General features: G+C 64.8%; 23 protein-coding genes and 1 riboswitch. Of the genes, 19 read left to right on the plus strand and 4 right to left on the minus strand.

Translation table 11 applies throughout. The features are described 5' to 3' along the window. Positions 1 to 309 precede the first annotated feature (309 nt). From LCM4576_RS26810 to LCM4576_RS26835, 6 genes are all read left to right on the plus strand, one after another. The gene (locus tag LCM4576_RS26810) at positions 310 to 2,079 is read left to right on the plus strand and encodes an acyl-CoA dehydrogenase family protein (protein ID WP_071035485.1); all 1,770 of its coding nucleotides are present in this window, start codon (positions 310 to 312) and stop codon (positions 2,077 to 2,079) included. Between the two features lie 26 nt (positions 2,080 to 2,105). After that, positions 2,106 to 2,861, plus strand: coding sequence for a crotonase/enoyl-CoA hydratase family protein (locus tag LCM4576_RS26815; protein ID WP_071035486.1), 756 nt, complete (start codon positions 2,106 to 2,108; stop codon positions 2,859 to 2,861). 211 nt (positions 2,862 to 3,072) lie between these two features. Next, a complete protein-coding gene (locus tag LCM4576_RS26820; RefSeq protein WP_071035487.1) occupies positions 3,073 to 4,392 on the plus strand; it encodes a hypothetical protein in 1,320 nt (439 codons plus the stop codon). After that, positions 4,385 to 4,978: a hypothetical protein gene (locus tag LCM4576_RS26825; RefSeq protein WP_071035488.1), complete on the plus strand. Its 594-nt coding sequence runs from the start codon at positions 4,385 to 4,387 to the stop codon at positions 4,976 to 4,978. The genes LCM4576_RS26820 and LCM4576_RS26825 overlap by 8 nt, the downstream gene beginning before the upstream one ends. Positions 4,979 to 4,985: 7 nt before the next feature. Next, positions 4,986 to 5,564: a hypothetical protein gene (locus tag LCM4576_RS26830; RefSeq protein ID WP_071035489.1), complete on the plus strand. Its 579-nt coding sequence runs from the start codon at positions 4,986 to 4,988 to the stop codon at positions 5,562 to 5,564. A 9-nt stretch (positions 5,565 to 5,573) separates the two neighbouring features. Continuing rightward, complete coding sequence (locus LCM4576_RS26835) at positions 5,574 to 6,143, plus strand: hypothetical protein (RefSeq protein ID WP_071035490.1); 570 nt, start codon at positions 5,574 to 5,576, stop codon at positions 6,141 to 6,143. Positions 6,144 to 6,158: 15 nt separating this feature from the next. Here the strand turns inward: LCM4576_RS26835 and pdxH are convergent, their stop codons facing one another. After that, entirely contained in the window at positions 6,159 to 6,776 is a 618-nt protein-coding gene (gene pdxH, locus LCM4576_RS26840; RefSeq protein ID WP_041005309.1) for a pyridoxamine 5'-phosphate oxidase, read from the minus strand. A 40-nt stretch (positions 6,777 to 6,816) separates the two neighbouring features. Here pdxH and LCM4576_RS26845 point away from each other — a divergent pair, with 40 nt between their 5' ends. The 4 genes from LCM4576_RS26845 to LCM4576_RS26860 all read left to right on the plus strand — a co-directional run bounded on the left by LCM4576_RS26845 (position 6,817) and on the right by LCM4576_RS26860 (position 9,957). Beyond that, entirely contained in the window at positions 6,817 to 7,281 is a 465-nt protein-coding gene (locus LCM4576_RS26845; RefSeq protein WP_071035491.1) for an RT0821/Lpp0805 family surface protein, read from the plus strand. Between the two features lie 129 nt (positions 7,282 to 7,410). Beyond that, positions 7,411 to 8,337: a DnaJ C-terminal domain-containing protein gene (locus tag LCM4576_RS26850; protein ID WP_071035492.1), complete on the plus strand. Its 927-nt coding sequence runs from the start codon at positions 7,411 to 7,413 to the stop codon at positions 8,335 to 8,337. A gap of 107 nt (positions 8,338 to 8,444) precedes the next feature. Continuing rightward, on the plus strand, positions 8,445 to 9,263 hold the full coding sequence (fabI, locus tag LCM4576_RS26855) for an enoyl-ACP reductase FabI (protein WP_071035493.1): 819 nt from the start codon (positions 8,445 to 8,447) through the stop codon (positions 9,261 to 9,263). A gap of 106 nt (positions 9,264 to 9,369) precedes the next feature. Further along, positions 9,370 to 9,957: a histidine phosphatase family protein gene (locus tag LCM4576_RS26860; protein WP_071035494.1), complete on the plus strand. Its 588-nt coding sequence runs from the start codon at positions 9,370 to 9,372 to the stop codon at positions 9,955 to 9,957. Between the two features lie 174 nt (positions 9,958 to 10,131). On the opposite strand, the gene LCM4576_RS26865 is transcribed toward LCM4576_RS26860, so the two are convergent. Continuing rightward, positions 10,132 to 10,395, minus strand: coding sequence for a DUF1344 domain-containing protein (locus LCM4576_RS26865; RefSeq protein WP_040991091.1), 264 nt, complete (start codon positions 10,393 to 10,395; stop codon positions 10,132 to 10,134). A gap of 205 nt (positions 10,396 to 10,600) precedes the next feature. On the opposite strand from LCM4576_RS26865, the gene aroC reads away from it, so the two are divergent. Both aroC and ribB read left to right on the plus strand, forming a co-directional pair. Continuing rightward, on the plus strand, positions 10,601 to 11,716 hold the full coding sequence (gene aroC / locus LCM4576_RS26870) for a chorismate synthase (RefSeq protein ID WP_071035495.1): 1,116 nt from the start codon (positions 10,601 to 10,603) through the stop codon (positions 11,714 to 11,716). A gap of 77 nt (positions 11,717 to 11,793) precedes the next feature. Further along, the gene (gene ribB / locus LCM4576_RS26875) at positions 11,794 to 12,894 is read left to right on the plus strand and encodes a 3,4-dihydroxy-2-butanone-4-phosphate synthase (RefSeq protein WP_041005110.1); all 1,101 of its coding nucleotides are present in this window, start codon (positions 11,794 to 11,796) and stop codon (positions 12,892 to 12,894) included. Positions 12,895 to 12,912: 18 nt separating this feature from the next. Here the strand turns inward: ribB and LCM4576_RS26880 are convergent, their stop codons facing one another. Then, on the minus strand, positions 12,913 to 14,133 hold the full coding sequence (locus tag LCM4576_RS26880) for an MFS transporter (RefSeq protein ID WP_071035496.1): 1,221 nt from the start codon (positions 14,131 to 14,133) through the stop codon (positions 12,913 to 12,915). Between the two features lie 120 nt (positions 14,134 to 14,253). Here LCM4576_RS26880 and LCM4576_RS26885 point away from each other — a divergent pair, with 120 nt between their 5' ends. Together LCM4576_RS26885 and LCM4576_RS26890 are read left to right on the plus strand one after the other, a co-directional pair. Then, on the plus strand, positions 14,254 to 14,847 hold the full coding sequence (locus LCM4576_RS26885; protein ID WP_071035497.1) for a TetR/AcrR family transcriptional regulator: 594 nt from the start codon (positions 14,254 to 14,256) through the stop codon (positions 14,845 to 14,847). 233 nt (positions 14,848 to 15,080) lie between these two features. Continuing rightward, entirely contained in the window at positions 15,081 to 16,064 is a 984-nt protein-coding gene (locus LCM4576_RS26890) for a hypothetical protein (RefSeq protein WP_071035498.1), read from the plus strand. Here LCM4576_RS26890 and bluB read toward each other — a convergent pair whose 3' ends face one another. Beyond that, positions 16,065 to 16,796, minus strand: coding sequence for a 5,6-dimethylbenzimidazole synthase (bluB, locus tag LCM4576_RS26895; RefSeq protein ID WP_071035499.1), 732 nt, complete (start codon positions 16,794 to 16,796; stop codon positions 16,065 to 16,067). Positions 16,797 to 16,838: 42 nt separating this feature from the next. Next, positions 16,839 to 17,016: riboswitch (cobalamin riboswitch) on the minus strand. 115 nt (positions 17,017 to 17,131) lie between these two features. Here bluB and LCM4576_RS26900 point away from each other — a divergent pair. The 5 genes from LCM4576_RS26900 to dxs all read left to right on the plus strand — a co-directional run bounded on the left by LCM4576_RS26900 (position 17,132) and on the right by dxs (position 21,563). Continuing rightward, complete coding sequence (locus LCM4576_RS26900) at positions 17,132 to 18,058, plus strand: histone deacetylase family protein (RefSeq protein ID WP_071035500.1); 927 nt, start codon at positions 17,132 to 17,134, stop codon at positions 18,056 to 18,058. A 3-nt stretch (positions 18,059 to 18,061) separates the two neighbouring features. Continuing rightward, complete coding sequence (locus tag LCM4576_RS26905; protein ID WP_071035501.1) at positions 18,062 to 18,313, plus strand: exodeoxyribonuclease VII small subunit; 252 nt, start codon at positions 18,062 to 18,064, stop codon at positions 18,311 to 18,313. Positions 18,314 to 18,349: 36 nt separating this feature from the next. After that, positions 18,350 to 18,616: a DUF2277 domain-containing protein gene (locus tag LCM4576_RS26910; RefSeq protein WP_040991104.1), complete on the plus strand. Its 267-nt coding sequence runs from the start codon at positions 18,350 to 18,352 to the stop codon at positions 18,614 to 18,616. Between the two features lie 9 nt (positions 18,617 to 18,625). Then, positions 18,626 to 19,546 (plus strand): pirin family protein, encoded by a 921-nt coding sequence (locus tag LCM4576_RS26915; RefSeq protein WP_071035502.1) that lies wholly within the window; start codon positions 18,626 to 18,628, stop codon positions 19,544 to 19,546. Positions 19,547 to 19,655: 109 nt separating this feature from the next. Continuing rightward, positions 19,656 to 21,563, plus strand: a complete 1,908-nt coding sequence (gene dxs / locus LCM4576_RS26920) for a 1-deoxy-D-xylulose-5-phosphate synthase (protein ID WP_071035503.1) — start codon at positions 19,656 to 19,658, stop codon at positions 21,561 to 21,563. Positions 21,564 to 21,650 lie beyond the last annotated feature (87 nt).

Consider the following 21,650-nt stretch of genomic DNA (forward strand, 5'->3'; position numbering starts at 1 on the left):
TCGGGTCTCCGCGCCGCTTTGCGTCGCTCTGCCCGTGGATGACGAAGTTCAGATGCTTCGCCTAATCTCCGATGTCGGTGATCGGTTCGTTTGGGCTAGGCGCCTCTTAATCTATGCGATTGGCCGAAACGCTCGCGACGTCGCTATCCTCGGGCTTCGCGCTGCGCTCGCGCTCCGCCGTCGATGACGACCCCATGCAAAATCCGCGTGACAAAGTTTGACGTTTACGTAAAAAGAAGGCGCGAAATCGACGCATGGTTTCGCTTCGGCCATGCATTACGATCGGCCGGAACGGAAGGAGGAGCAGACATGTATCGCGCGCCGGTCGAGGACATCGCCTTCACGCTGAAGCAGGTGGCGGGGCTGAAGCCGGCGCTGGACGCCGGCATTTTCGGCGATCTCGGCGAGGACCTTGTCGACGCGATCCTGGCCGAAGCGGGACGTTTCGCCAGCGAGGACGTCGCTCCGCTCTACAAGATCGGCGACGAGCATGGCGCGGTGCTGAAGGATGCCGCCGTCACCACGCCGCCCGGCTGGAAGGATCTCTACCGGCGCTGGATCGAGGGCGGCTGGAATGCGCTGTCCGGTCCTGAGGAATTCGGCGGGCAAGGCCTGCCGACCATGCTCGGCGTTGCAGCGCTCGAAATGTGGAACTCCGCCGCCATGGCCTTCGGCATCGGCCCGACGCTGACCATGGGCGCGGTCGAGGCGCTCGACAAGCACGCCTCGGAGGAACTCAAGGCCAAATATCTCGCAAAGCTCGTCTCGGGCGAGTGGATGGGCACGATGAACCTKACCGAGCCGCAGGCAGGCTCGGACCTCGCGGCCTTGCGCAGCCGCGCCGAGCCGGTCGGCGACGGCACCTATCGCATCTTCGGCCAAAAGATCTTCATCACGTATGGCGAGCACGATTTCACCGACAACATCGTGCATCTGGTGCTGGCGCGCCTACCCGACGCGCCGGCCGGCACGCGCGGCATCTCGCTGTTTCTGGTGCCGAAGYTCTTCGTCAATGACGACGGCTCGCTCGGCGCCCGCAACGACGTCTTCTGTTCGGGTCTCGAGCACAAGCTCGGCATCCATGCCTCGCCGACCTGCACCATGATCTATGGCGACGGCTTCCGGGGCGCGACGCCCGGCGCGATCGGCTGGCTGATCGGCGAGCAGAACAAGGGGCTCGCCTGCATGTTCACGATGATGAACAATGCCCGCCTTGCCGTCGGCATGCAGGGCGTGGCCGTGGCCGAGACCGCCACCCAGAAGGCGGTCGCTTATGCCAATGAGCGCCGCCAGGGCAAGGCGTCCGACTATTCCGGCTCCGGCATGGCGCCGATCGTCCATCACCCGGACGTGCAGCGCAATCTCTTGACCATGAAGGCGCTGACCCAGATCGCGCGCTCGATCAGCTATTCCTGCGCGCATGCGATTGACCGCGCGCGCGTCGGCGAGGGCGRGGCAAGGGCGAAATGGCACGACCGTGCCAGCCTGCTGACGCCGCTCGCGAAAGCCTTCTCCACCGACGCCGGCGTCGAGGTCGCCTCGCTGGGCGTCCAGGTACATGGCGGCATGGGCTTCATCGAGGAGACGGGTGCCGCCGCGCTTTATCGCGATGCGCGCATCGCGCCGATCTATGAGGGCACCAACGGCATCCAGGCGATCGATCTGGTAGCGCGAAAACTGCCGCTCGGCGGCGGCGAGCATGTGCATGGCTACATCGKCGAATTGAAGGCCGTGGCCGACGCCGTGCGCACCTCCAACATCGATGGCTTCGGCCGCACCGCCGACAATCTCGACCGTGCGCTGGCCGATCTCGACGAGGCGACGCGCTTCCTGCAGAAGCTCACGGACGAGGGCAAGGCCGACGCCGCGATGGCCGGCGCCACGCCCTATCTGCGCCTCATCTCGCTTGCCGCCGGCGGCGCGTATCTGGCGCAGGGCGGGCTCGCCGACCGCGGCCGCATCCCGCTTTGCCGCTTCTTCGCCGAAAACCTGCTCGGCGAGACGCGCGCCTTGAAGGAGCGCGTCATCGACGGCGCCGAAAGCCTCGCCGCCGCCGGCAAGGCGCTGATTTCCGCTTAGGCATCCTGACGTTCAAAGGACCAATCGTGACAGACCATATCCTCGTCGAGCGCCAGGGCGCCGTGCAGATCATTCGGATGAACAGGCCGGACAAGAAGAACGCGCTGACCCGCGCCATGTATGCGAAAATGTCTGCGGCGCTCGCCGAAGGCGATGCCGACCCGGCGGTCCGCGTCCATGTCTTCCTCGGCGTTCCGGGCGCCTTCTCCGCCGGCAACGATCTCGCCGATTTCCTGGTCATCGCCACCGGCGGCGAGGGCGGCAACGAGGTCTRGGATTTCCTGATGGCGCTGGCCAGGTCGCAAAAGCCGATGGTGTCGGGCGTCGACGGCATTGCGGTGGGCATCGGCACCACGCTCAATCTGCATTGCGACCTCACCTTCGCCACGCCGCGCACGCTCTTCCGCACACCCTTCGTCGACCTCGGCCTTGTACCGGAGGCCGGCTCCAGCCTGATCGCGCCGCAACTCCTGGGACGGCAGGGCGCCTTCGCGCTGCTCGGCCTCGGCGAGGGCTTTTCGGCCGAGCGCGCCAAGGCCGCCGGCATGATCTACGACGTCGTCGCGGAAGACGCGTTGGAAAGCGCGGTGCTGGCCGCCGCCGACGGCATCGCCGCCAAGCCGCCGCAGGCGCTGAAGATCGCGCGCGACCTGATGCGCGAGYCGCGCGAAGCGCTCGTCGCCCGCATCAAGGTGGAAAGCGAGCATTTCCGCGAGCGGCTGACCTCCGAAGAGGCGCGCGCCGCGTTGACGGCTTTCATGACGCGCAAGAAGGCGAGCTGATTTCACGACACTGTCAGGTTGTGGCAGGTTCGAACGAAACTCGCGTAAAACGCGATTTTCGGTCTGTACACTCGCGTCATGCCGCCCTATCTCACGAATTCGACGGGCGGGGGCCGAGTCGCCTGGAGAGGACATGGCCCGCAATATTGCCGCCCACGCGCAATCTTCCGAAATGATCAGAGGCCTGCATTGACGGATTGAAGCGTCCGACATGCTTGCCGTTGCCGTAAAACCGCCGGTTCTGACCCTGAGACTCTGGTGGCGCTTCTGGCCGCAACTGGTCGCCATGGTGCTTCTGGGCATCGTGTTCGGCGACCTGTTCATGCAGGTCGCGGCACGCGCGGCCTTGCTCAACCACATGGCCGGCTTGGCCTTGCTGACGCTGGTGGCGCTGACACAGCTCATCGTCACCGTGGCCATGTTCCAGACGTTGCTGCCTGCCTTGCCGGCCGTGCGTGCCGCGCAGCAGGCGGCCCAGGGCGAAAGCGAAACCGGGCCTGCCGGCGGCAGCGCGCGGCTGGCGCGCATGATCACCGTCGCGCTGCTGCCCTTTTTCGCCTATTACGCCGCCTGGGGTTTTCTCGGYGACACGGTGCGGCAATATTCGCGCGTCGCGCTCGACATGGCGCCTTTCGGCGAGGGTGCCGGCAATGTGCTCGATGTGCTGGATTCGCGCTGGCTGATCGTGTCGGTCGTCATCTCTTGGCTGATCAGGCGCTTCGCCACCGCCATGCAGAAGCGCGGCGGCTCGCGCTCCTTCTGGCAGATCGTCGTGGTCATCTGCGAAACCAACTGGATCTTCATCGGTCTCTACGTGATCTCGCGCTGGAAGGACGAGRCCATCGCCTGGATCATGAGCCGCAACATCTTTTCCGTGCTGCAGGCGGCGGCCGACGGCGTCACGCATCCCATCGCCGGCGCCTTTGCCGCCCCGATGGTGYCGGTCGAGGTCACCTCCGTCGACACGACGACCAGGCTGGTGAACCTGTTCTTCTACATGCTCCTGCCGGTGATCTGGCTGGTTCTGGCGGCGCTGATCTATGGCTATGACGTGCGCGACGACAAGGAATTGATGCGCGTGCACCGGCGCGTCGAGCGCCTGGGCGAGCGCTATCGCGCCATCCCGAAATTCCTGCGCGACTTCGCCGAGCATTTCATCTCCGGCTACCGATCGCGCTACCTGCCGATCGCCAACGGCGTGCGCATCACGTTGAGCTCGGGCGTGGTGCTGATCGTGACGCTCATCGTCGGCTACCGCCTGATCGACTGGCTGGCGGCGTGGGCGTGGCTCGGCATGACGCGGCTCATCGGTCCGCACGAGCTCGACACCTGGCAAGTGCTCTCCGAAGGTGTATCGCTGCTGTTCGGCAGCCCATTCCAGGATTCCTCGACCGGCATCCTGGTCGAGCCGCTGCGCATCTCATTCCTCGCCGCGATCCTCGAAACCRCCTTCGCGCTGCCCAAGCGCCAGGTCGGCGAGAGTGGGCAGCCTTCCGGACCGACGAGCACGGCAGAGGCGCAGCATGCTTGAAAGCGCCCGCTCACGGCTGAAGRCATGGACCGTCGCCGGTATCGGCACGGCGGCCGCAATCGCCGCTGCCGGCGTGCTCGGCGCTTTCGGCGCAAGGCATGAACCGCTGCCGGTTCTGGCGCCGGCAAGCCAGATCGACACAGGCGAGTGGCTGCTGCGGCCCTTGAAGGCCTATGTCACCGCGGAGAAATACGCTTACGGGACGTTGCTCAAGCCGGGCGGCAAGGCGCTGGTGCTGGAGGTCGAGATGACCAACCGCACGGCAAAATCCACCAAGGACTATTTCGACGTGCTGCAGGCGGGGCCGACGGTGGTCGATCCGGCAACCAAACCCTTCATAGTGCTGACGCGCGATTCCACCATGTCGCCCGAGCTGCATCCCGGTATGCCGGAGCGCATGGCCTATATCTGGCAATTGCCGGACGGAGCGGCCGTACCGGCAAGTTTCGACCTGACCGTCATCCGCAAGATCTACAAGCCGCGCGACAACCTCTACGGCCTGCCGGGTTGGTTCAATCCCACGCCGGCCGGCACGCTGACCATTCCCGTCGGCGCCGGACCCGCCGGCGCGGATATCCAGCCATGAGGGGCCCATGATGCGAAAATCGGCCAACATCGTCCTGCTGCTTCTCGCCGTGGTGTTCTGCTACGGCCTGCAGATATCGAAGCCGCATTATGGCGACCTGATCGGGCCGATCCCGGCGCGCGGGAAGCTGGGCGATACGGTCGTCGGGCGCGCCTTCGAGGTCCGTGCCGAAAAGATCGAGTTCGCCCGCAAGCTGAAGGTCGACCAGTTCGRCCAACAAAAGGTGCTGACCACCGGCGGCGTCTGGGCCGTGGTCACGGTCGCGTTCGCGGCGCGGGCAGAGTCGACCGTGGTCTCCGTCGCGTCCTGGYAGGGGCCGACAGGCCTCACTTACGACCAGACCGAGCGGCTGTCCTTCATGAACGGGCTTTTGCCGGTCGCGGTCGATCCCGGCCTGCCGAGGAAGGCGAGGCTGATCTTCGAAGTGCGGCCGGACCAGGCGAACAACGCGACCTTGCTCATTTCGGAGAAGCTGGTGGCAGCGCTGGACTCGCAGGCCGAGATCTCGCTTGGGCCGGTGACGATCACGGCGGACGGCCTGCCCGGCGGCACGGTCGATACGCTGGATATGGCTGAGCCACTCTGAGGAGAGCGAATGACGGCAGAGGMTCTGGATCGGGACAATAGGGCAAGCGAGCGGAAATGGCGCCGCCGCAGCCTGTGGTCGCTCGTGCTGCTGATCCCGTTCGCCTTGGCCGTGGAGTCCTATGACAGTGTCAAGACGCTGCTTGGAAACAACGATCTGTTCCCGCGCCGTGTCGCCTGGGGCCAGAGCGCGCAGTTCGGCGGCAGCGACTGGAAGCTGACCGATTTGCGCGGCRCTTTCGGCATGTCGAACCTGCCGCCGGACTCCGCGCCGGTGCTTGCCGACTTCCAGGTCAAGATCGGCAATCCGGACCTGCAGAAGCTCTGGCTCGGCTGCAAGATCGTGCTGGTCGACAAGGACGGCCGGCGCTGGTCGCCGACCTCGATCGTCTCGCTGAAAACCCCCGACAATGTCGGCAACTGCATCTCGGCGATCTTCTCGGGCGCCAAGAGCGGCGACACGCTCAACCTGCGCGAGACGTTCCTGGTGCCGAAGGAAGCGACGACGTCCATACGCCCAGCCGTCAGCGTCGCCAGCGAACGGCCGCATTTCCTGCTGTTTCAGCTCGAGAAGGACTGATCTCCCGCCTCGAGGTCAGGGATAGAGTCGCGTCTTATCCCAGCCGCCCTTGGCGTTGCGCGAAAAGACGACACGGTCGTGCAGGCGGAACGGCCTGTCGTGCCAGAACTCGATCGTCTGCGGCAGGATGCGGAAGCCCGACCAGTGCTTCGGCCGTGGAATCTCGCCGATGGCATAGCGCGCCGTGTATTCGGCCACCGCCTTCTCCAGCGCGAAGCGGCTCTCCAGCGGCCGCGACTGTTTCGAGGCCCAGGCGCCGATGCGGCTGCCGCGCGGCCGTGTCGCATAATAGGCGTCGGCCTCGGCGTCGCTGACGATCTCCACCGGCCCGCGCACGCGCACCTGGCGGCGCAGCGATTTCCAGTGGAAGCACATCGCCGCCTTCATGCTGCCAAGAATCTCGCGGCCCTTGGCGCTCTCGAAATTCGTGTAGAAGACAAACCCCTTTTCGTCGAACCCCTTGAGCAGCACCATCCGCACATCCGGCATGCCGTCGGCGTCGACGGTTGCCAGCGCCACGCCGTTGGGATCGTTGGGCTCGCTTTTGCCGGCATCCTCCAGCCATGCGGCAAAGAGCCGGAATGGCTCCGCAGCTTCGGTGAAGTCACTGCTTGTTAACTCGGTTTCGTTCATAGTTTTCCAAATTTTTAACATTGCGGGAGGAGTTCGCCGATTGTCGCGTATCGCGCAAGCTTTTGACAGCAGGYAATGGAGCGTTATCGCTTCGGCCAGCGCCAAGGCTGCGCTGTTGACGTTGGTGCTTCCCCTTGCCGCCTGCGGCGCCGGCGGCTTCAGCCTCGAAAAGGTCGATGTCGACCRCTCCATCGTCACCTCCAGCACGCCGTACTCGCCTGCGGCGCCGGCTTCGGCCGACCAGGATTCCGACCAGACCACGATCGGCAACGCCGTTTCATCCGCCGACATCAAGGAGCTTGGCGGCCAGGCGGTGCCATGGGCCAATGCCGGCACCGGCTCGCGCGGTGCCATCACCGAACTGGTGGAGTTAAAGGAGGGCGGCCTGACCTGCCGTCGTTTCAGCGCCACGCGCGAGAGCTTCGATGGCGTTGCCCTCTACAAGGGCGAGCTGTGCCTCGCCGGCGCCGGCGGCTGGCGCATGCAGGAATTCAAGGCGCTCTGATTATCGGATGCCGCGAATTCGGGCACTCTCAGTTTCGTGCGCTAATTGCCTTGCACTACTGGAATTTCTTCCTATGCGAGYGCATATAGGGGGCGACTACAAATCCATTCTCTCTAGCAGGCAGGAAGCATGCGCGACCCCTATGAGGTGCTGGGCGTTGCCAAGAACGCATCGGCCAAGGACATAAAATCGGCTTACCGCAAGCTCGCCAAGAAATATCATCCGGACCAGAATCCGAATGATCCCAAGGCGAAGGACCGTTTTGCCGCCGCTAACCAGGCTTACGAGATCGTCGGCGACGAGAAGACGCGCGCCGCCTACGATCGCGGCGAGATTGACGCCGAGGGCAAGCCGAAATTCCAGGGTTTCGAGGGCGCGGCCGGCGGCGACCCGTTCGCGGGCTTCCGCCGTCAGCAGGGCCCGGGCGGTGCGCATTTCGAATTCCGCACCGGGCGTCCGGGCGGCGATCCGTTCGACGGCAACAGCGACATCTTCAGCCAGATCTTCGGCGAAGCCTTTTCCGGCGCCCGCGGCGCAGGCCGGGCCGACCGCCGCCAGCCGGTCCAGGCGGYCGACCTCAACGTCACCATGGATATCAGCGTCGAGGAGGCAGCCACCGCCGATAAGGTGACGGCGATGTTCCCCGATGGCCGCAAGGTGGCAGTCAAGCTGCCGGCCTATGTCGAGGACGGCCAGACGATTCGCCTGAAGGGCCAGGGCGAGCAGGGGCCGGGCCAGCCGGGCGACGCGCTGGTCAAGATCCACATCCGCCGCCATCCGCGCTATCGTATCGAGGGGCGCGACCTGCATGTCGATCTGCCCGTCGATCTGGCCGACGCCGTGCTCGGCGCCAAGGTGGCGGTCGAGACGCCGACCGGCAAGCTCGCGGTCAACGTTCCGGCATGGTCGAGCTCGGACAAGGTGCTGCGCCTGAAGGGCAGGGGCCTGCCGGAAAAGGCCGGCGGCCGTGGCGATCTCTATGCCCATGTGCGGCTGATGCTGCCGGAAGGCGGCGATGCCGAGCTTGAGGCCCTGATGCGCCGCCAAAAAGGCTGATTGGGGGAATTTTGTTCCTGTTGCAGTGTCTTTTGGGCGCTTGAAGGGGCTCTRTGCCTGTGCGATAGGCTCTCCACAAAGCAGATATTCTTGCGGAGAGCTTGCACATGGCAGGTGGACAGGGCCTGATGGCCGGTAAGCGAGGCCTGATCCTGGGCGTCGCCAACAATCGGTCGATCGCTTTCGGCATCGCCAAGGCTTGCGTCGATCACGGCGCCGAAATCGCTCTGACCTATCAGGGCGAGGCCTTCAAGAAGCGCGTCGAGCCGCTGGCGGCCGAACTCAATGCGCATGTTGCCGGCCATTGCGACGTCACCGACCCGGAAAGCCTCGACGCCGTCTTTGTCGATATCGCCAAGCACTGGGGCAAGCTCGACTTCCTCGTCCATGCCATCGCCTTCTCCGACAAGGACGAGCTCACCGGCCGCTATGTCGAGACGACGCGTGACAATTTCCTGCGCACCATGGACATCTCGGTGTTTTCCTTCACCACCATCGCCAAGCGCGCCGAGCCGCTGATGAGCGAAGGCGGYTCGCTTCTGACGCTGACCTATTACGGCGCCGAGAAGGTGATGCCGCATTACAACGTCATGGGCGTTGCCAAGGCGGCGCTTGAGGCCAGCGTTCGCTATCTGGCCGTCGACCTCGGCGCCAAGAAGATCCGCGTCAACGCGATCTCGGCCGGTCCGATCAAGACGCTTGCCGCTTCCGGCATCGGCGACTTCCGCTATATCTTGAAGTGGAACGAGTACAATTCGCCGCTGAAGCAGACGGTCACTCAGGAGGAGGTCGGCGATTCCGGCGTCTATTTCCTGTCGGACTTGTYGCGCGGCGTAACCGGCGAGGTCCACCACGTCGATTCCGGCTACCATGTCGTCGGCATGAAGGCCGTCGACGCGCCGGATATCTCGACCGTCAAGGACTGATCCTCTCCGCTTATCCCGCGTCCAAGCAATTCCAGGAAAAGTGCGAAGCGGTTTTCCGTCCGGAATTGCTTGAAAAGCAAATAGCGCCCGACCTCCGGAAGACCTGATGTATCCGCTCGTCTACATCGCGCGCCACGGCCAGACCGAGTGGAATGCCGAGCACCGCCTGCAGGGCCAGGCGGACACCGATATCAACGCATTCGGCCGCGAGCAGGCGAGGCTTAACGGCCGATGGTTGGCTGAGCTTGTCAGAAATCCCGCGGATTTCGATTTTGTCGCCAGCCCGATGCGCCGCACGCGCRAGACGATGGAATTGATGCGCGAAGCGATGGGGCTCGATCCCACCGCTTACCGCACCGATGCGCGTCTGGTGGAGATAAGTTTCGGCGACTGGCAGGGTTTTACCTTCGCCGAGCTCGAGGAACGCGCCCCCGGCTCGACCGACGGCCGCCGCCACGCAAAGTGGGATTTCCAGCCGCCCGGCGAGGGCGCCGAAAGCTACGAGATGCTGCTTGAGCGGATAAAGCCATGGTTCGCCGAACTTCGGCAGCCGACCGTCTGCGTCACGCATGGCGGCGTCATCCGCTGCTTCTTCCGCTTCGTCGCCGGCCTTTCCAAGCAGCAAGCGGCCGGCCTCRATGTCCCTCAGGACCGCCTGCTGCGGCTGGAGGGCCGCAGTTTGCAGTGGTTGTGAGGCAGTCTCAAAGCCTACAGGAGAGCGGACGAAGCCACCTGAATTCGTCATCCCAGGGTCTACGCGACGCTTCGCTCGCTCCGCCGTAGGATGACGAAGCTTCGGCGTTCCGGCCAGTTTCCAAGGTCGTCATATACCCGGCTCAGTACAGCGGCCAAAACCCCGCGGCGTAGACTAGTTCTGGTCGCTGTCGGGCAGCTGCATATCCGTCACGACATTCTCGCCATTGGTCACGTCATAGGCGATGACGATGTCCATGCCGGGCTTCAGCGAGTCGATATCGGTCTCAGCGTTGAGCTTGTAGGCCTTGCCGTCGTCAAGCGTCAGCGTCAGCGTGTCCTTGTCGACCTTCTTGATCAGGCCTTCGGTCTGGCCGGCGAACGCGGCGGCGGTGGAAATCATGAGCATGGCGCAGGCGGCGCCAATCAGGGTACGCATCGTCGTCCTCTTTGGTCATTGCGCCGGCTGGTCAGCGGCGGATCCTCAACGGCGGATGGGAAGAGAGCAGAAACCAACCGAATGTGTCAAAACTAAATCCGCCACATCACAGTTTGATGCAGCCGATCACCGTTTGACCACTGTGGAAAACGCCAATAGAAGGCAGCCTTAACCGGGTTCCCTCACCGGGGCAKGGCGTATTTTCATGTCTCACAACACCTTCGGCCACCTCTTCCGTGTCACCACCTGGGGTGAAAGCCATGGTGCGGCGCTCGGCTGCGTTGTCGACGGCTGCCCGCCCGGCATCCGCTTCAAGCGCGAGGACATCCAGGCCGAGCTCGACCGCCGCCGCCCTGGACAGTCGCGCTTCGTCACCCAGCGCCGCGAGCCGGACGAGGTCAAGATCCTGTCCGGCTTCATCCTCGACGAGGACRGCGAGACCATGATCACCACCGGCACGCCGGTGTCGATGCTGATCGACAATGTCGACCAGCGCTCCAAGGATTACGGCGAGATCGCCCGCCAGTACCGGCCCGGCCATGCCGACTACACCTATGACGTCAAATACGGCCTGCGCGACCACCGCGGCGGCGGCCGCTCCTCTGCGCGCGAGACGGCGGCCAGAGTGGCGGCGGGCGCGCTCGCCCGCAGGATAGTGCCCGGCATGGTGGTGCGTGGCGCGCTGGTTTCGATGGGCGAGAAACAAATAGATCGCGCCAACTGGAACTGGAATTTCGTCGGCGACGCCGAAAACCCGTTCTTCACCCCGGATCCGGCCTCGGTTCCGGTCTTCACCGCCTATCTCGACGGCATCCGTAAGGCCGGCTCCTCGGTCGGCGCGGTGATCGAGATCGTCGCCGACGGCGTGCCGGCGGGGCTCGGCGCGCCGATCTACGCCAAGCTCGACCAGGACATCGCGTCCGGCCTGATGTCGATCAACGCCGTCAAGGGCGTCGAGATCGGCAATGGCTTCGAGGCGGCCCGCATCACCGGCGAACAGAATGCCGACGAGATGCGCATGGGCAATGACGGCAAGCCGGTGTTTTTGTCCAACCATGYCGGCGGTATCCTGGGCGGCATCTCGACCGGACAGCCGATCGTCGCCCGCTTCGCCGTCAAGCCGACGTCTTCGATCCTCACGCCCCGCAAGTCGATCGACAAGGACGGCAAGGATGTCGAGGTGATGACCAAGGGCCGCCACGACCCGTGCGTCGGCATACGCGCCGTTCCGATCGGCGAGGCCATGGTTGCTTGCGCGATCGCAGACCATTATCTGCGGCATAGAGGACAGACAGGGAAGGCAGTAGGCAGTAGGGAATAGGCAGTAGACCGCCCGACACAGCCGTTTCTTTCTTCTACTGCCTACTGCCTAATTCCTGCGAGCGAAGCGAGCGCCCCATGCCTTACGACCAGAAGAAGATCGTCGAAGCGATCCGCGCCTTCGAGCGCGGCGAAATCGTCGTCGTCATGGACGATGACGGGCGCGAGAACGAGGGCGACCTGATCGTCGCCGCCGTGCATTGCACGCCGGAGAAGATGGCCTTCATCGTGCGCAACACCTCCGGCATCGTCTGCACGCCGATGCTGCGCGAGGATGCCAGGCGCCTGAACCTCGCACCGATGGTGGCTGACAACGATTCCGCGCACACCACCGCTTTCACGGTCAGCGTCGACTTCAAGCACGGCACGACAACAGGCATTTCCGCCGACGACCGCACGCTCACCGTGCGCAACCTTGCCAACGGCAATGTCGGCCCGTCGGATTTCGTGCGCCCCGGCCACATCTTCCCGCTGATCGCGCGCGAAGGCGGCGTCTTGATGCGCTCCGGCCATACCGAAGCCGCGGTCGATCTCTGCAAGCTCGCCGGCCTGCCGCCGGTCGGTGTCATCTCCGAGTTGGTCAACGACGACGGCACGGTCAAGCGCGGGCCGGAAGTGCAGGCCTTCGCCGAGGAACACGGCCTGAAGCAGGTTTCGGTCGCCGATCTCATCGCCTACCGCCAGCGCAAGGAAACGCTGGTCCAGCGCGTCGCCTGTTCCGACATCGAAACGCCCGGCGGCAAGGCGCAGGCTTTCACCTACACGCTGCCATGGGATACCATGCACCACCTGGCGGTCGTTTTCGGCGACATCCGTGACGGCGAGGACGTGCCGGTGCGCCTGCATCCGGAAGATGTCGTCACCGACGTCTTCGGCACCAGCCACCGGCTCGACGGCATCATGAAGGCGATGGGCGAACGCCGGCGTGGCGTCATCGTCTATCTGCGCGAGGGCTCGGTCGGCGTCGCCCACCAGGAGCGCAAGCGGCCGCAGAGCGGCGACCGCGAGGACCACGAGGAAGCCCGCCGCCGCGAGAACGAATGGCGCGAGATCGGCCTCGGCGCCCAGATCCTCAAGGACCTCGGCATTTCCTCGATCAACCTGATCGCCTCGCGCGAGCGCCATTATGTCGGCCTCGAGGGCTTTGGCATCCACATCGCGAAGACGGAAATTCTGTAAGTCGACGAGCGGTTCGCGTCACTCCGCCGGGGCCACCGCCTCGCGCCTGTCCACGTCGCAATCGCCTGTCGCCAGCCGGCATTGTCCGGCGAGCACGGTGGCCAGCGCAATCGCGCCGGCTGCCACAGACACCCAGAACCCGTTCTGCGGTCCGAACGTGTCGACCATCCAGCCGGCGGCGAAGGAACCCAGCGCCATGCCGATGCCGATGCCGGTCGTCACCCAGGTGACGCCTTCGGTGAGCATCGCCGGCGGCACGTGGTGCTCGATCAGGCCGAAGGCGGTGATGAAGGTCGGCGAGATCGCGACGCCGCTGACGAACACCGCCAGCGCCAGCGTCGGCACTGTGTCGGCAAAAAGCAGCGGCAGCGTGGTGAGCGCGATCACGGTGACCGCGACCGCCAGTTGCCGCTGCAGCGGCGCCTTCGGGCCGAGCGCGCCGACGATGATGCCGAGCACGAAGGAGCCGAGCGCGTAGACGCCGATGACCAGGCTTGCCGCCTCAGGCTGGCCAAGCGCCTTGGTGATGGCGACTGTCGTGACTTCCGTGGTGGCGAAGGTCGCCCCGACGAAGATCAGCGCGAAGGTGATGATCTGCACCGGCCGCAGGCGGATCGCCGAGCTGGTCGCCCCATGTTCCGCCGGGCGGATGGGCGGCTCGGAGGAACGCTGCAACAGGAATGCCGCCGAACCGAGCGCGAGCAGCAATGTGCTGGCCACCATGCCGGCCTCGGGAAACAGCGCCGCGCTCAAGCCAACCGACAGCGAGGCGCCGGCGACGTAGACCAGCTCGTCGGCGGCGGATTCGAAGGCGAAGGCGGTGTTCAGCTCGGGGCGATCGCGAAAAATCTCGGTCCAGCGCGCCCTGACCAGCGCCGGAATGCTGGGCATGGCGGYGGCAACCAGCGCCGATCCGAACAGGGTCCAGGCCGGCCAGTGCTGGTTGGCCGCGACGATCAACGTCGCGAAGGCAAGCACCGAGACGAGCGTGGTCGGCAGGGCAATCGCGGTTTGGCCGCGCTGATCCACCCATCGCGAGATCTGCGGCGACAAAACTGCATTCACAAGGGCATAGGTCGCTGAGACTGCTCCGGCCAGCCAGTATTCGCCATGTGTCTGCGACAGCATCGCCACGATGCCGATCGGCGCCATGGCGATCGGTAGCCGCGCGATGAAGGCGGCCGCTGCGAAGCCTTTGGTGCCGGGAGCCCGAAAGATGTCCGCATAGGGGTTTCGCATGATCCTGCTCCTCGACAAGGGTGAATACCACAATTACATACGTCGCGTATGAATGTCAGATAATTCATACGCCGCGTATGTCAATTGGCATACGACGCGTATGTGAGTAGGGCCAGAGYCATGCACAGACCGCGCAAGGAGATGATCGCCGAAACGCGCGCCAAGCTGATCGCGGCTGCCCGCCACGCCTTCGGCACGGTCGGCTATGCCGAGGCCTCGATGGACGATTTCACCGCGTCGGCCGGTCTGACGCGCGGCGCGCTCTACCATCATTTCGGCGACAAGAAAGGCCTGCTGCAGGCGGTGATCGCCGAGATCGACGGCGAAATGRCCGTGCGGGTGAACGAGGTGGCCTCGAAGGCGCCGACCCGCTGGCAGCATTTCGTCGACGAATGCACCACCTATATCGAGATGGCGCTGGAGCCGGAGATCCAGCGCATCATGTTCCGCGACGGCCCGGCCGTGCTTGGCGACCCGGCGCAATGGCCGAATGCCAGCGCCTGCACGGCCTCGATGACCGAGCATCTGACCAGGCTGCAGGAAGAGGGCGTGGTCGTCGCCGATGTCGATCCCGAGACGGCCTCGCGGCTGATCAATGGCGCCAGCAGCCAGGCCGCGCAGCGCATCRCCAATTCGAAGGATCCGGAAGCCACCTCGAAGAAGGYGATCGCGGCGTTCAAGCAGCTGCTCGAAGGCTTGCGCAAGAAGCCTTGAGGGCACGCTTGGGTAACCAGGCCACCGCGTTGTGCACTGGTTTCAGGCCGGTGCAACCCTGCCGTGATTGACAATCAATAGGGCGAGCGCATCCTCCCCAGCCATTCTCTTACAGCGCCGCGCGTTCTTTGAACGCGCAAAGGACGCTGTAAAACTTTGATTTGGCGCATGATCCTCTCCGAAAATCGCTTCCGATTTTCGGGGTCATGCGCGGGGTGTGGGGAGTCGGGGCCATGTGGGACTTCAGCATTGGCCGGTCTGTGTCGATCATGATGCGGACATGGCCGTTCATCGTCTTTCGCATGATCGTCTATTTCGGCATCACGGTCGCCTACATCATGGCGACAGGCACGGGCGCCAGCGTCGGCTACGGCGTCGGCCACATCTCGACCGATCCCGACGGCCCGATGTCCTTCGCGCTCTGGGGCGRCGTGGTCGGCTTCGGCATCGTCTCGATCGCCGTCTACTGGATCCGCGAATACATCCTCTACGTGCTGAAAGCGGGCCATATCTCCGTCATGGTGCATCTGATCGACGGCCATGACGTGCCCGACGGCCAGGGCCAGATCGCCTATGCCAAGGAAGTCGTCACCCAGCGTTTCGCCGAGGCCAACATCCTTTTCGTCGTCGATCAGCTGGTCAAGGGCGCCATCCGCGCCATCACCGGCCTGATCGGCGGCATCGCCGCCTTCCTGCCCATTCCGGGCCTGAGCGGCATCGTCAGCTTCATCAACACCGTCATCCGCATCTCGCTGACCTATGTCGACGAGATCATCCTGGGCTACAACATCCGCGTCAATTCGAGCTCGCCCTTCGAGACGGCGCGCCAAGGCGTCGTGCTTTACGCCCAGAACGGCAAGCACATGGTCAAGAACGCCGTCTGGCTTGGGGTGATCATGTGGGGCGTGTCCTTCGTCATCTTCCTGCTGATGCTGGCGCCTGCCGCCGCCATCCTGTGGGTCATGCCCGGACAATTGGCCGGCTGGGCCTTCGTGCTTGCGATCGTCTTTGCCTGGGCCTTCAAGGCAGCCTTCATCGAGCCGTTCGCCATCGCGTCCTTGATGCAGGTCTATTTCGAAGCCATCGAAGGTCAGGTGCCCAATCCCGAATGGGACACGCGGCTTGCCGAGGCCTCGTCCAAATTCAGGGAACTGCGCGACAAGGCGCTGGGCTCCTTCGGCGGTGGATCGCGCTGGGACACGCCCCGGGCCGCTTGATCACGGCTTTGGCGGGCCGCTAAGTCTCGCAATCGCCGATTTGAGTGGCGCTTCTCCGGCGCCRCAAAACGTCTCGCTCATCACCAGCTCGGGCAGCGACAGGCGCCTGCCCCAGCCATGCGCTTCGAGGTCCGGTTTCGGTGCGAAGGCCGAGACGCGGCCGACGCACAGATAGGCGATCGGCGTGACATGCTCCGGGATCGACAGAAGCCGCTTCAGCGCCTCCGTTTCGATGATGCTCACCCARCCGACGCCCACGCCTTCCGCGCGTGCCGCCAGCCAGAAATTCTGCACCGCGCAGACGGTGCTGTAGAGGTCCATCTCCGGATTGTGCCAGCGCCCGAGCGGCGAGTCCTTCGATCGCTGCCGGTCGCAGGTGATGCAGAGATTGAGCGCGCTTTCGCAGATGCCTTCGAGCTTAAGCTTGCGGTACAGCGCCTGCCGTTCCGCCTCGATCRCCGGCAGTTCCTGTTCGCGCGCGGCGAGGAACAAGTCGCGGACCTGCCGCCGCCTTGTCTGGTCGCGGATAACGATGAAATTCCACGGCTGCATGTAGCCGACCGACGGCGCGTGATGAGCGGCGGTGATGAGCCGCGCCAGCACGCTGTCATCGAGATCGTCGGGGACAAAATAGCTGCGCACGTCACGCCTGGTGAACATCGCACGATAGACCGCGTCGCGCGCCAATTGGTCAAAATCGTCGCCGCTCGCGGCGATCGCTGCTGCCGTCATCGCATTTCCCCTTGCGACAAGCAGTCATCCGCCTGACCAAGCGGATGACCATGTCTGCCGGGCCGGTCTTCTGGCTCGGGATCGTCCCGCTCCGGCGCCTTCCCGTCATGGACAGTGGCGTTTGCCGGCGCGGTCCCCCTCACAGCGTTGGGCACGCCACGGAGTTCAACCGTGTTCCCGATTCTCCCGCGTCACGGGCACCAGGCAGCGAAGTGACCTTACCGCAAAGTTCGGCGCCCGCCAATGGCGCGGACGACATCGGCTGGCGCAATTTCCCCAGCCATTCGGCGTTTCAAACATGGTCATTACGGCCGCGGGTGCCTAGATTAGGCGCCATGGCCACCCGTCTCTACACGCACCCGATCTTCCTCGAACACCTCACGCCGCCCGGCCACCCCGAGCGGCCCGACCGGCTGCGCGCCATCGAGCGTGTGCTGGACGACGATGCCTTTTCGGCGCTCGACCGCGTCAAAGCGCCCGAAGGCGACGAGAAAACGATCCTTTACGCGCATCCCGAGCAATTCGTCGAACGCGTCCGCGCGGCAATCCCTGAGACCGGCATCGTCTCGATCGACGCCGACACCAGTGCCAGCCCGAAGAGCTGGCAGGCGGCGGTGACGGCGATCGGGGCGGCCAATGCCRCCGTCGACGATGTCTTCGAGGGCCGTGCCGCCAATGTGTTCGTCGCCGCCCGCCCGCCGGGACATCACGCCGAAAAGACCACGGCGATGGGCTTCTGCCTGTTCAACACGGCCGCCATCGCCGCCCGCTATGCGCAGAAGAAACATCAGGCCGAGCGCGTCGCCATCGTCGACTGGGATGTCCATCACGGCAACGGCACGCAGGACATTTTTTGGGACGATCCGTCTGTGCTTTATTGCTCGACGCATCAGATGCCGCTTTACCCGGGCACCGGCGCGAAGAGCGAAACCGGCGCCGGCAACATCGTCAACGCGCCGCTCGCGCCGCAGACCGGCAGCGACCTGTTTCGAGACGCCTTCCTGTCGCGCGTGCTGCCGTCCATCGATGCGTTCGCGCCGGACCTGATCATCATTTCCGCCGGCTTCGACGCGCACCACCGCGATCCGCTGGCCGAGATCAACCTGACCGAGGACGATTTCGACTGGGCGACCGGCAAGCTGATGGAGCGCGCCGGGCGCCACAGCTCCAACAGGCTCGTCAGCCTGCTGGAAGGCGGCTACGATCTGCAGGGACTGGCATTTTCAGTCGCCGCCCATGTCGGGCGGCTGATGAAGGGATAGGGTATGGCAGTGGAAGGCAATGAGGACGTCAAGGCGATGAGCTTCGAACAGGCGCTCGACGCGCTGGAGAAGATCGTCGATGATCTGGAGCGCGGCGATGTTCCGCTCGACCAGTCGATCCGGATCTATGAGCGTGGCGAGGCGCTGAAGGCGCATTGCGATCGGCTGCTGAAGGCGGCCGAGGACAAGGTCGAGAAGATCCGGCTGTCGCGCGACGGCAAGCCGGCGGGAACGGAGCCGTTGGACGCGGAATAACTTGGGGGCAGAGCAAGCAGGTAAGGAGTCCAAGCCATGTGCCGCAACATCAAGACCCTGGCCAATTTCGAGCCGCCGGCGACCAATGACGAAGTGCATGACGCAGCGCTTCAGTTCGTGCGCAAGCTGAGYGGCTCGACGAAACCGTCCAAGCGCAACGAGCATGCTTTCCACCACGCCGTCGAGGCAATCGCGGCCGCCGCGCGCGAACTGATCGATTCGCTCGAAACCAGCCAGGAACCGCGCAACCGCGAGGTCGAGGCGGCCAAGGCGAAGGCCAGGTCGGCGCTGCGTTTCGCCTAAGAGACAGTCATGAGCTTCTTTCCCGGAAATGATCCTGAACCCGGCGATGCCTTCGCCTGCGACCAGATCGAACTGATGGTCGTCCCCAACGCCAAGGACATCGGCGGCTTCGAGGTGCGCCGCGCGCTGCCGACGGCAAAGCGCCGTCTGGTCGGGCCGTTCATCTTCTTCGACCGCATGGGGCCTGCGATCCTGCGCGCCGGCCATGCGCTCGACGTGCGCCCGCATCCGCATATCGGCCTTTCCACCGTCACCTATCTGTTCGACGGCAAGATCAGGCATCGCGACTCGCTCGGCACCGAAATGGTGATCGCGCCGGGCGACGTGAATTTGATGACCGCGGGGCGCGGCATCGTCCATTCCGAGCGCACGCCGGAAGAGCTGCGCGGTGCGCCGATGTCGGTCTCCGGCCTGCAGACCTGGCTCGCGCTGCCCGACGGCAAGGAGGAAATCGCCCCGGTGTTTGCGAACACGTCGGTGGCCCGCCTGCCTGAGATCGATGCCGAGGGCGTCAGCGGCCGCGTCGTCATCGGCGAATTCTCAGGATGGCGCTCGCCGGTGGCGACCGCATCGGACACGCTTTACGCTGATCTGCGCCTGGCGGCCGGCGCCAGCGTGCAGATCCCCGCCGACGCCGAGGAACGCGCCATCTACACGCTGGAAGGCGAAGTCTCGATCGCCGGCGATGTCTTCCCGGCCGAGCGGCTTCTGGTGTTCAAGCCGGGCGAGGAGATCGTCGTCGCCTCCGAGCGCGGCGCCCACTTCATGCTGTTCGGCGGCGCTTCGCTCGGTTCCCAGCGCTATATCTGGTGGAATTTCGTCTCGTCCTCGAAGGAACGCATCGAGCAGGCCAAGCAGGAATGGAAGACAGGCCGCTTCGATATCGTTCCCGGCGATGAGGAGGAGTTCATTCCGCTGCCGGAGAACTAGAGATCCATCACCGGCGCGCATTTACATTCGCCCGGCGGCGGCCTATTCCGCGCATGATTATGGCGCAATCTGCTGGTAGCGCCGTGTTCGATCAATTGAGGCAGGCCGAGTGAAGCCAGACACGCCGCTGCTCGACAAGGTTCGCATCCCGGCGGACCTGCGGACGCTTGATGAAAGTGCGTTGCCGCTGCTTGCCGCGGAATTGCGCGCCGAGYTCATCGACGCCGTGTCGCAGACGGGCGGCCATCTCGGCGCCGGGCTCGGTGTCGTCGAGCTGACCGTCGCGCTGCACTACGTGTTCAACACGCCGCAGGACCGGCTGATCTGGGATGTCGGCCATCAGGCCTATCCGCACAAGATCCTGACCGGCCGTCGCGATCGCATCCGTACGCTGCGCCAGGAAGGCGGCCTTTCCGGCTTCACCCGGCGGGCCGAGAGCGAATACGACCCGTTCGGCGCGGCGCACTCCTCGACCTCGATATCGGCCGGCCTCGGCATGGCCATGGCGCGCGATCTGTCAGGCGGGCGCAACAATGTGATTTCCGTCATCGGCGACGGCTCGATGTCAGCCGGCATGGCTTTCGAAGCGCTGAACAATGCCGGCGCGCTCGATGCCCGCCTGATCGTCATCCTCAACGACAACGACATGTCGATCGCGCCGCCGACCGGCGCCATGAGCGCCTATCTGGCCAGGCTCGCCTCCGGCAAGGCCTATCTCGGCCTGCGCGACTTCGGCAAGAAGCTGACATCCTATCTCGGCAAGCGCGCCGACCGCGCCATCACTCGCGCCGTCGAGCATGCGCGCGGCTATGTCACCGGCGGCACGCTGTTCGAGGAGCTCGGCTTCTATCACATCGGCCCCATCGACGGGCACAATCTCGAGCATCTGATCCCGGTGCTGAAGAACGTGCGCGACAACGGCAAAGGCCCGGTGCTGATCCATGTCGTGACCCAGAAGGGCAAGGGCTACGCGCCGGCCGAGGCCGCGGCCGACAAATATCACGGCGTCAACAAGTTCGATGTCATCACCGGCGCGCAGGCCAAGGCGCCGGCCAACGCGCCCGCCTATACCAAGGTCTTCGCCGAAAGCCTGATCCAGGAAGCGCGCGAGGACGACCGCATCGTCGCCATCACCGCCGCCATGCCGAGCGGCACCGGCCTCGACCTGTTCGGCGAGGTGTTTCCCAGGCGAACCTTCGATGTCGGCATCGCCGAGCAGCACGCGGTGACCTTCGCGGCGGGGCTCGCCACCGAAGGTTACAAGCCCTTCGCCGCCATCTATTCCACTTTCCTGCAGCGCGCCTACGACCAGGTTGTCCACGACGTGGCGATCCAGAAGCTGCCTGTGCGCTTCCCCATCGACCGCGCCGGCTTCGTCGGCGCCGACGGCGCCACCCATTGCGGCGCCTTCGACACCACTTTCCTCGCCTCGCTGCCGGGCTTCGTCGTCATGGCGGCGGCCGACGAGGCGGAGCTGCGCCATATGGTGCGCACCGCGGCCTCCTATGACGACGGCCCGATCGCCTTCCGCTATCCGCGCGGCAACGGCGTTGGCGTCGACATGCCGGAGCGCGGCTCGGTGCTGGAAATAGGCAAGGGCCGTATCCTGAAAGAGGGCGCCAAAGTCGCGCTGCTTTCCTTCGGCACGCGGCTGCAGGATTGCCTGTTGGCCGCCGAGGAGCTCGGCGCGGCGGGCCTCTCCACCACCGTCGCCGACGCCCGCTTCGCCAAGCCGCTGGATGAGGATCTCATCCGGCGCCTCGCCCGTTCGCATGAAGTGCTGGTGACCGTGGAGGAGGGCGCCATCGGCGGCTTCGCCAGTCAGGTCCTGCATTTCCTCGCCCATGAAGGCCTGCTGGAAAGCGGCCTCAAGGTGCGCCCGCTGGTGCTGCCGGATGTGTTCACAGACCACGCCAAGCCCGAAAAGATGTATGCCGACGCCGGCCTGGATGCGGCGGGCATCGTGCGCACGGTCTTCGCGACGCTCGGCCGTGGCGTTCAGGCGCAGCGCGCCTGAATCAAGACGTTAGCTCTTTGAATCAGTTTGCCGGCTTTTTACGCTAACCATTTGTTAACGCTTCCGTTTGGCGGTTCGCTTACCCTG

Source organism: Mesorhizobium sp. LCM 4576 (assembly GCF_001854815.1).
Lineage (GTDB): Bacteria > Pseudomonadota > Alphaproteobacteria > Rhizobiales > Rhizobiaceae > Mesorhizobium > Mesorhizobium plurifarium.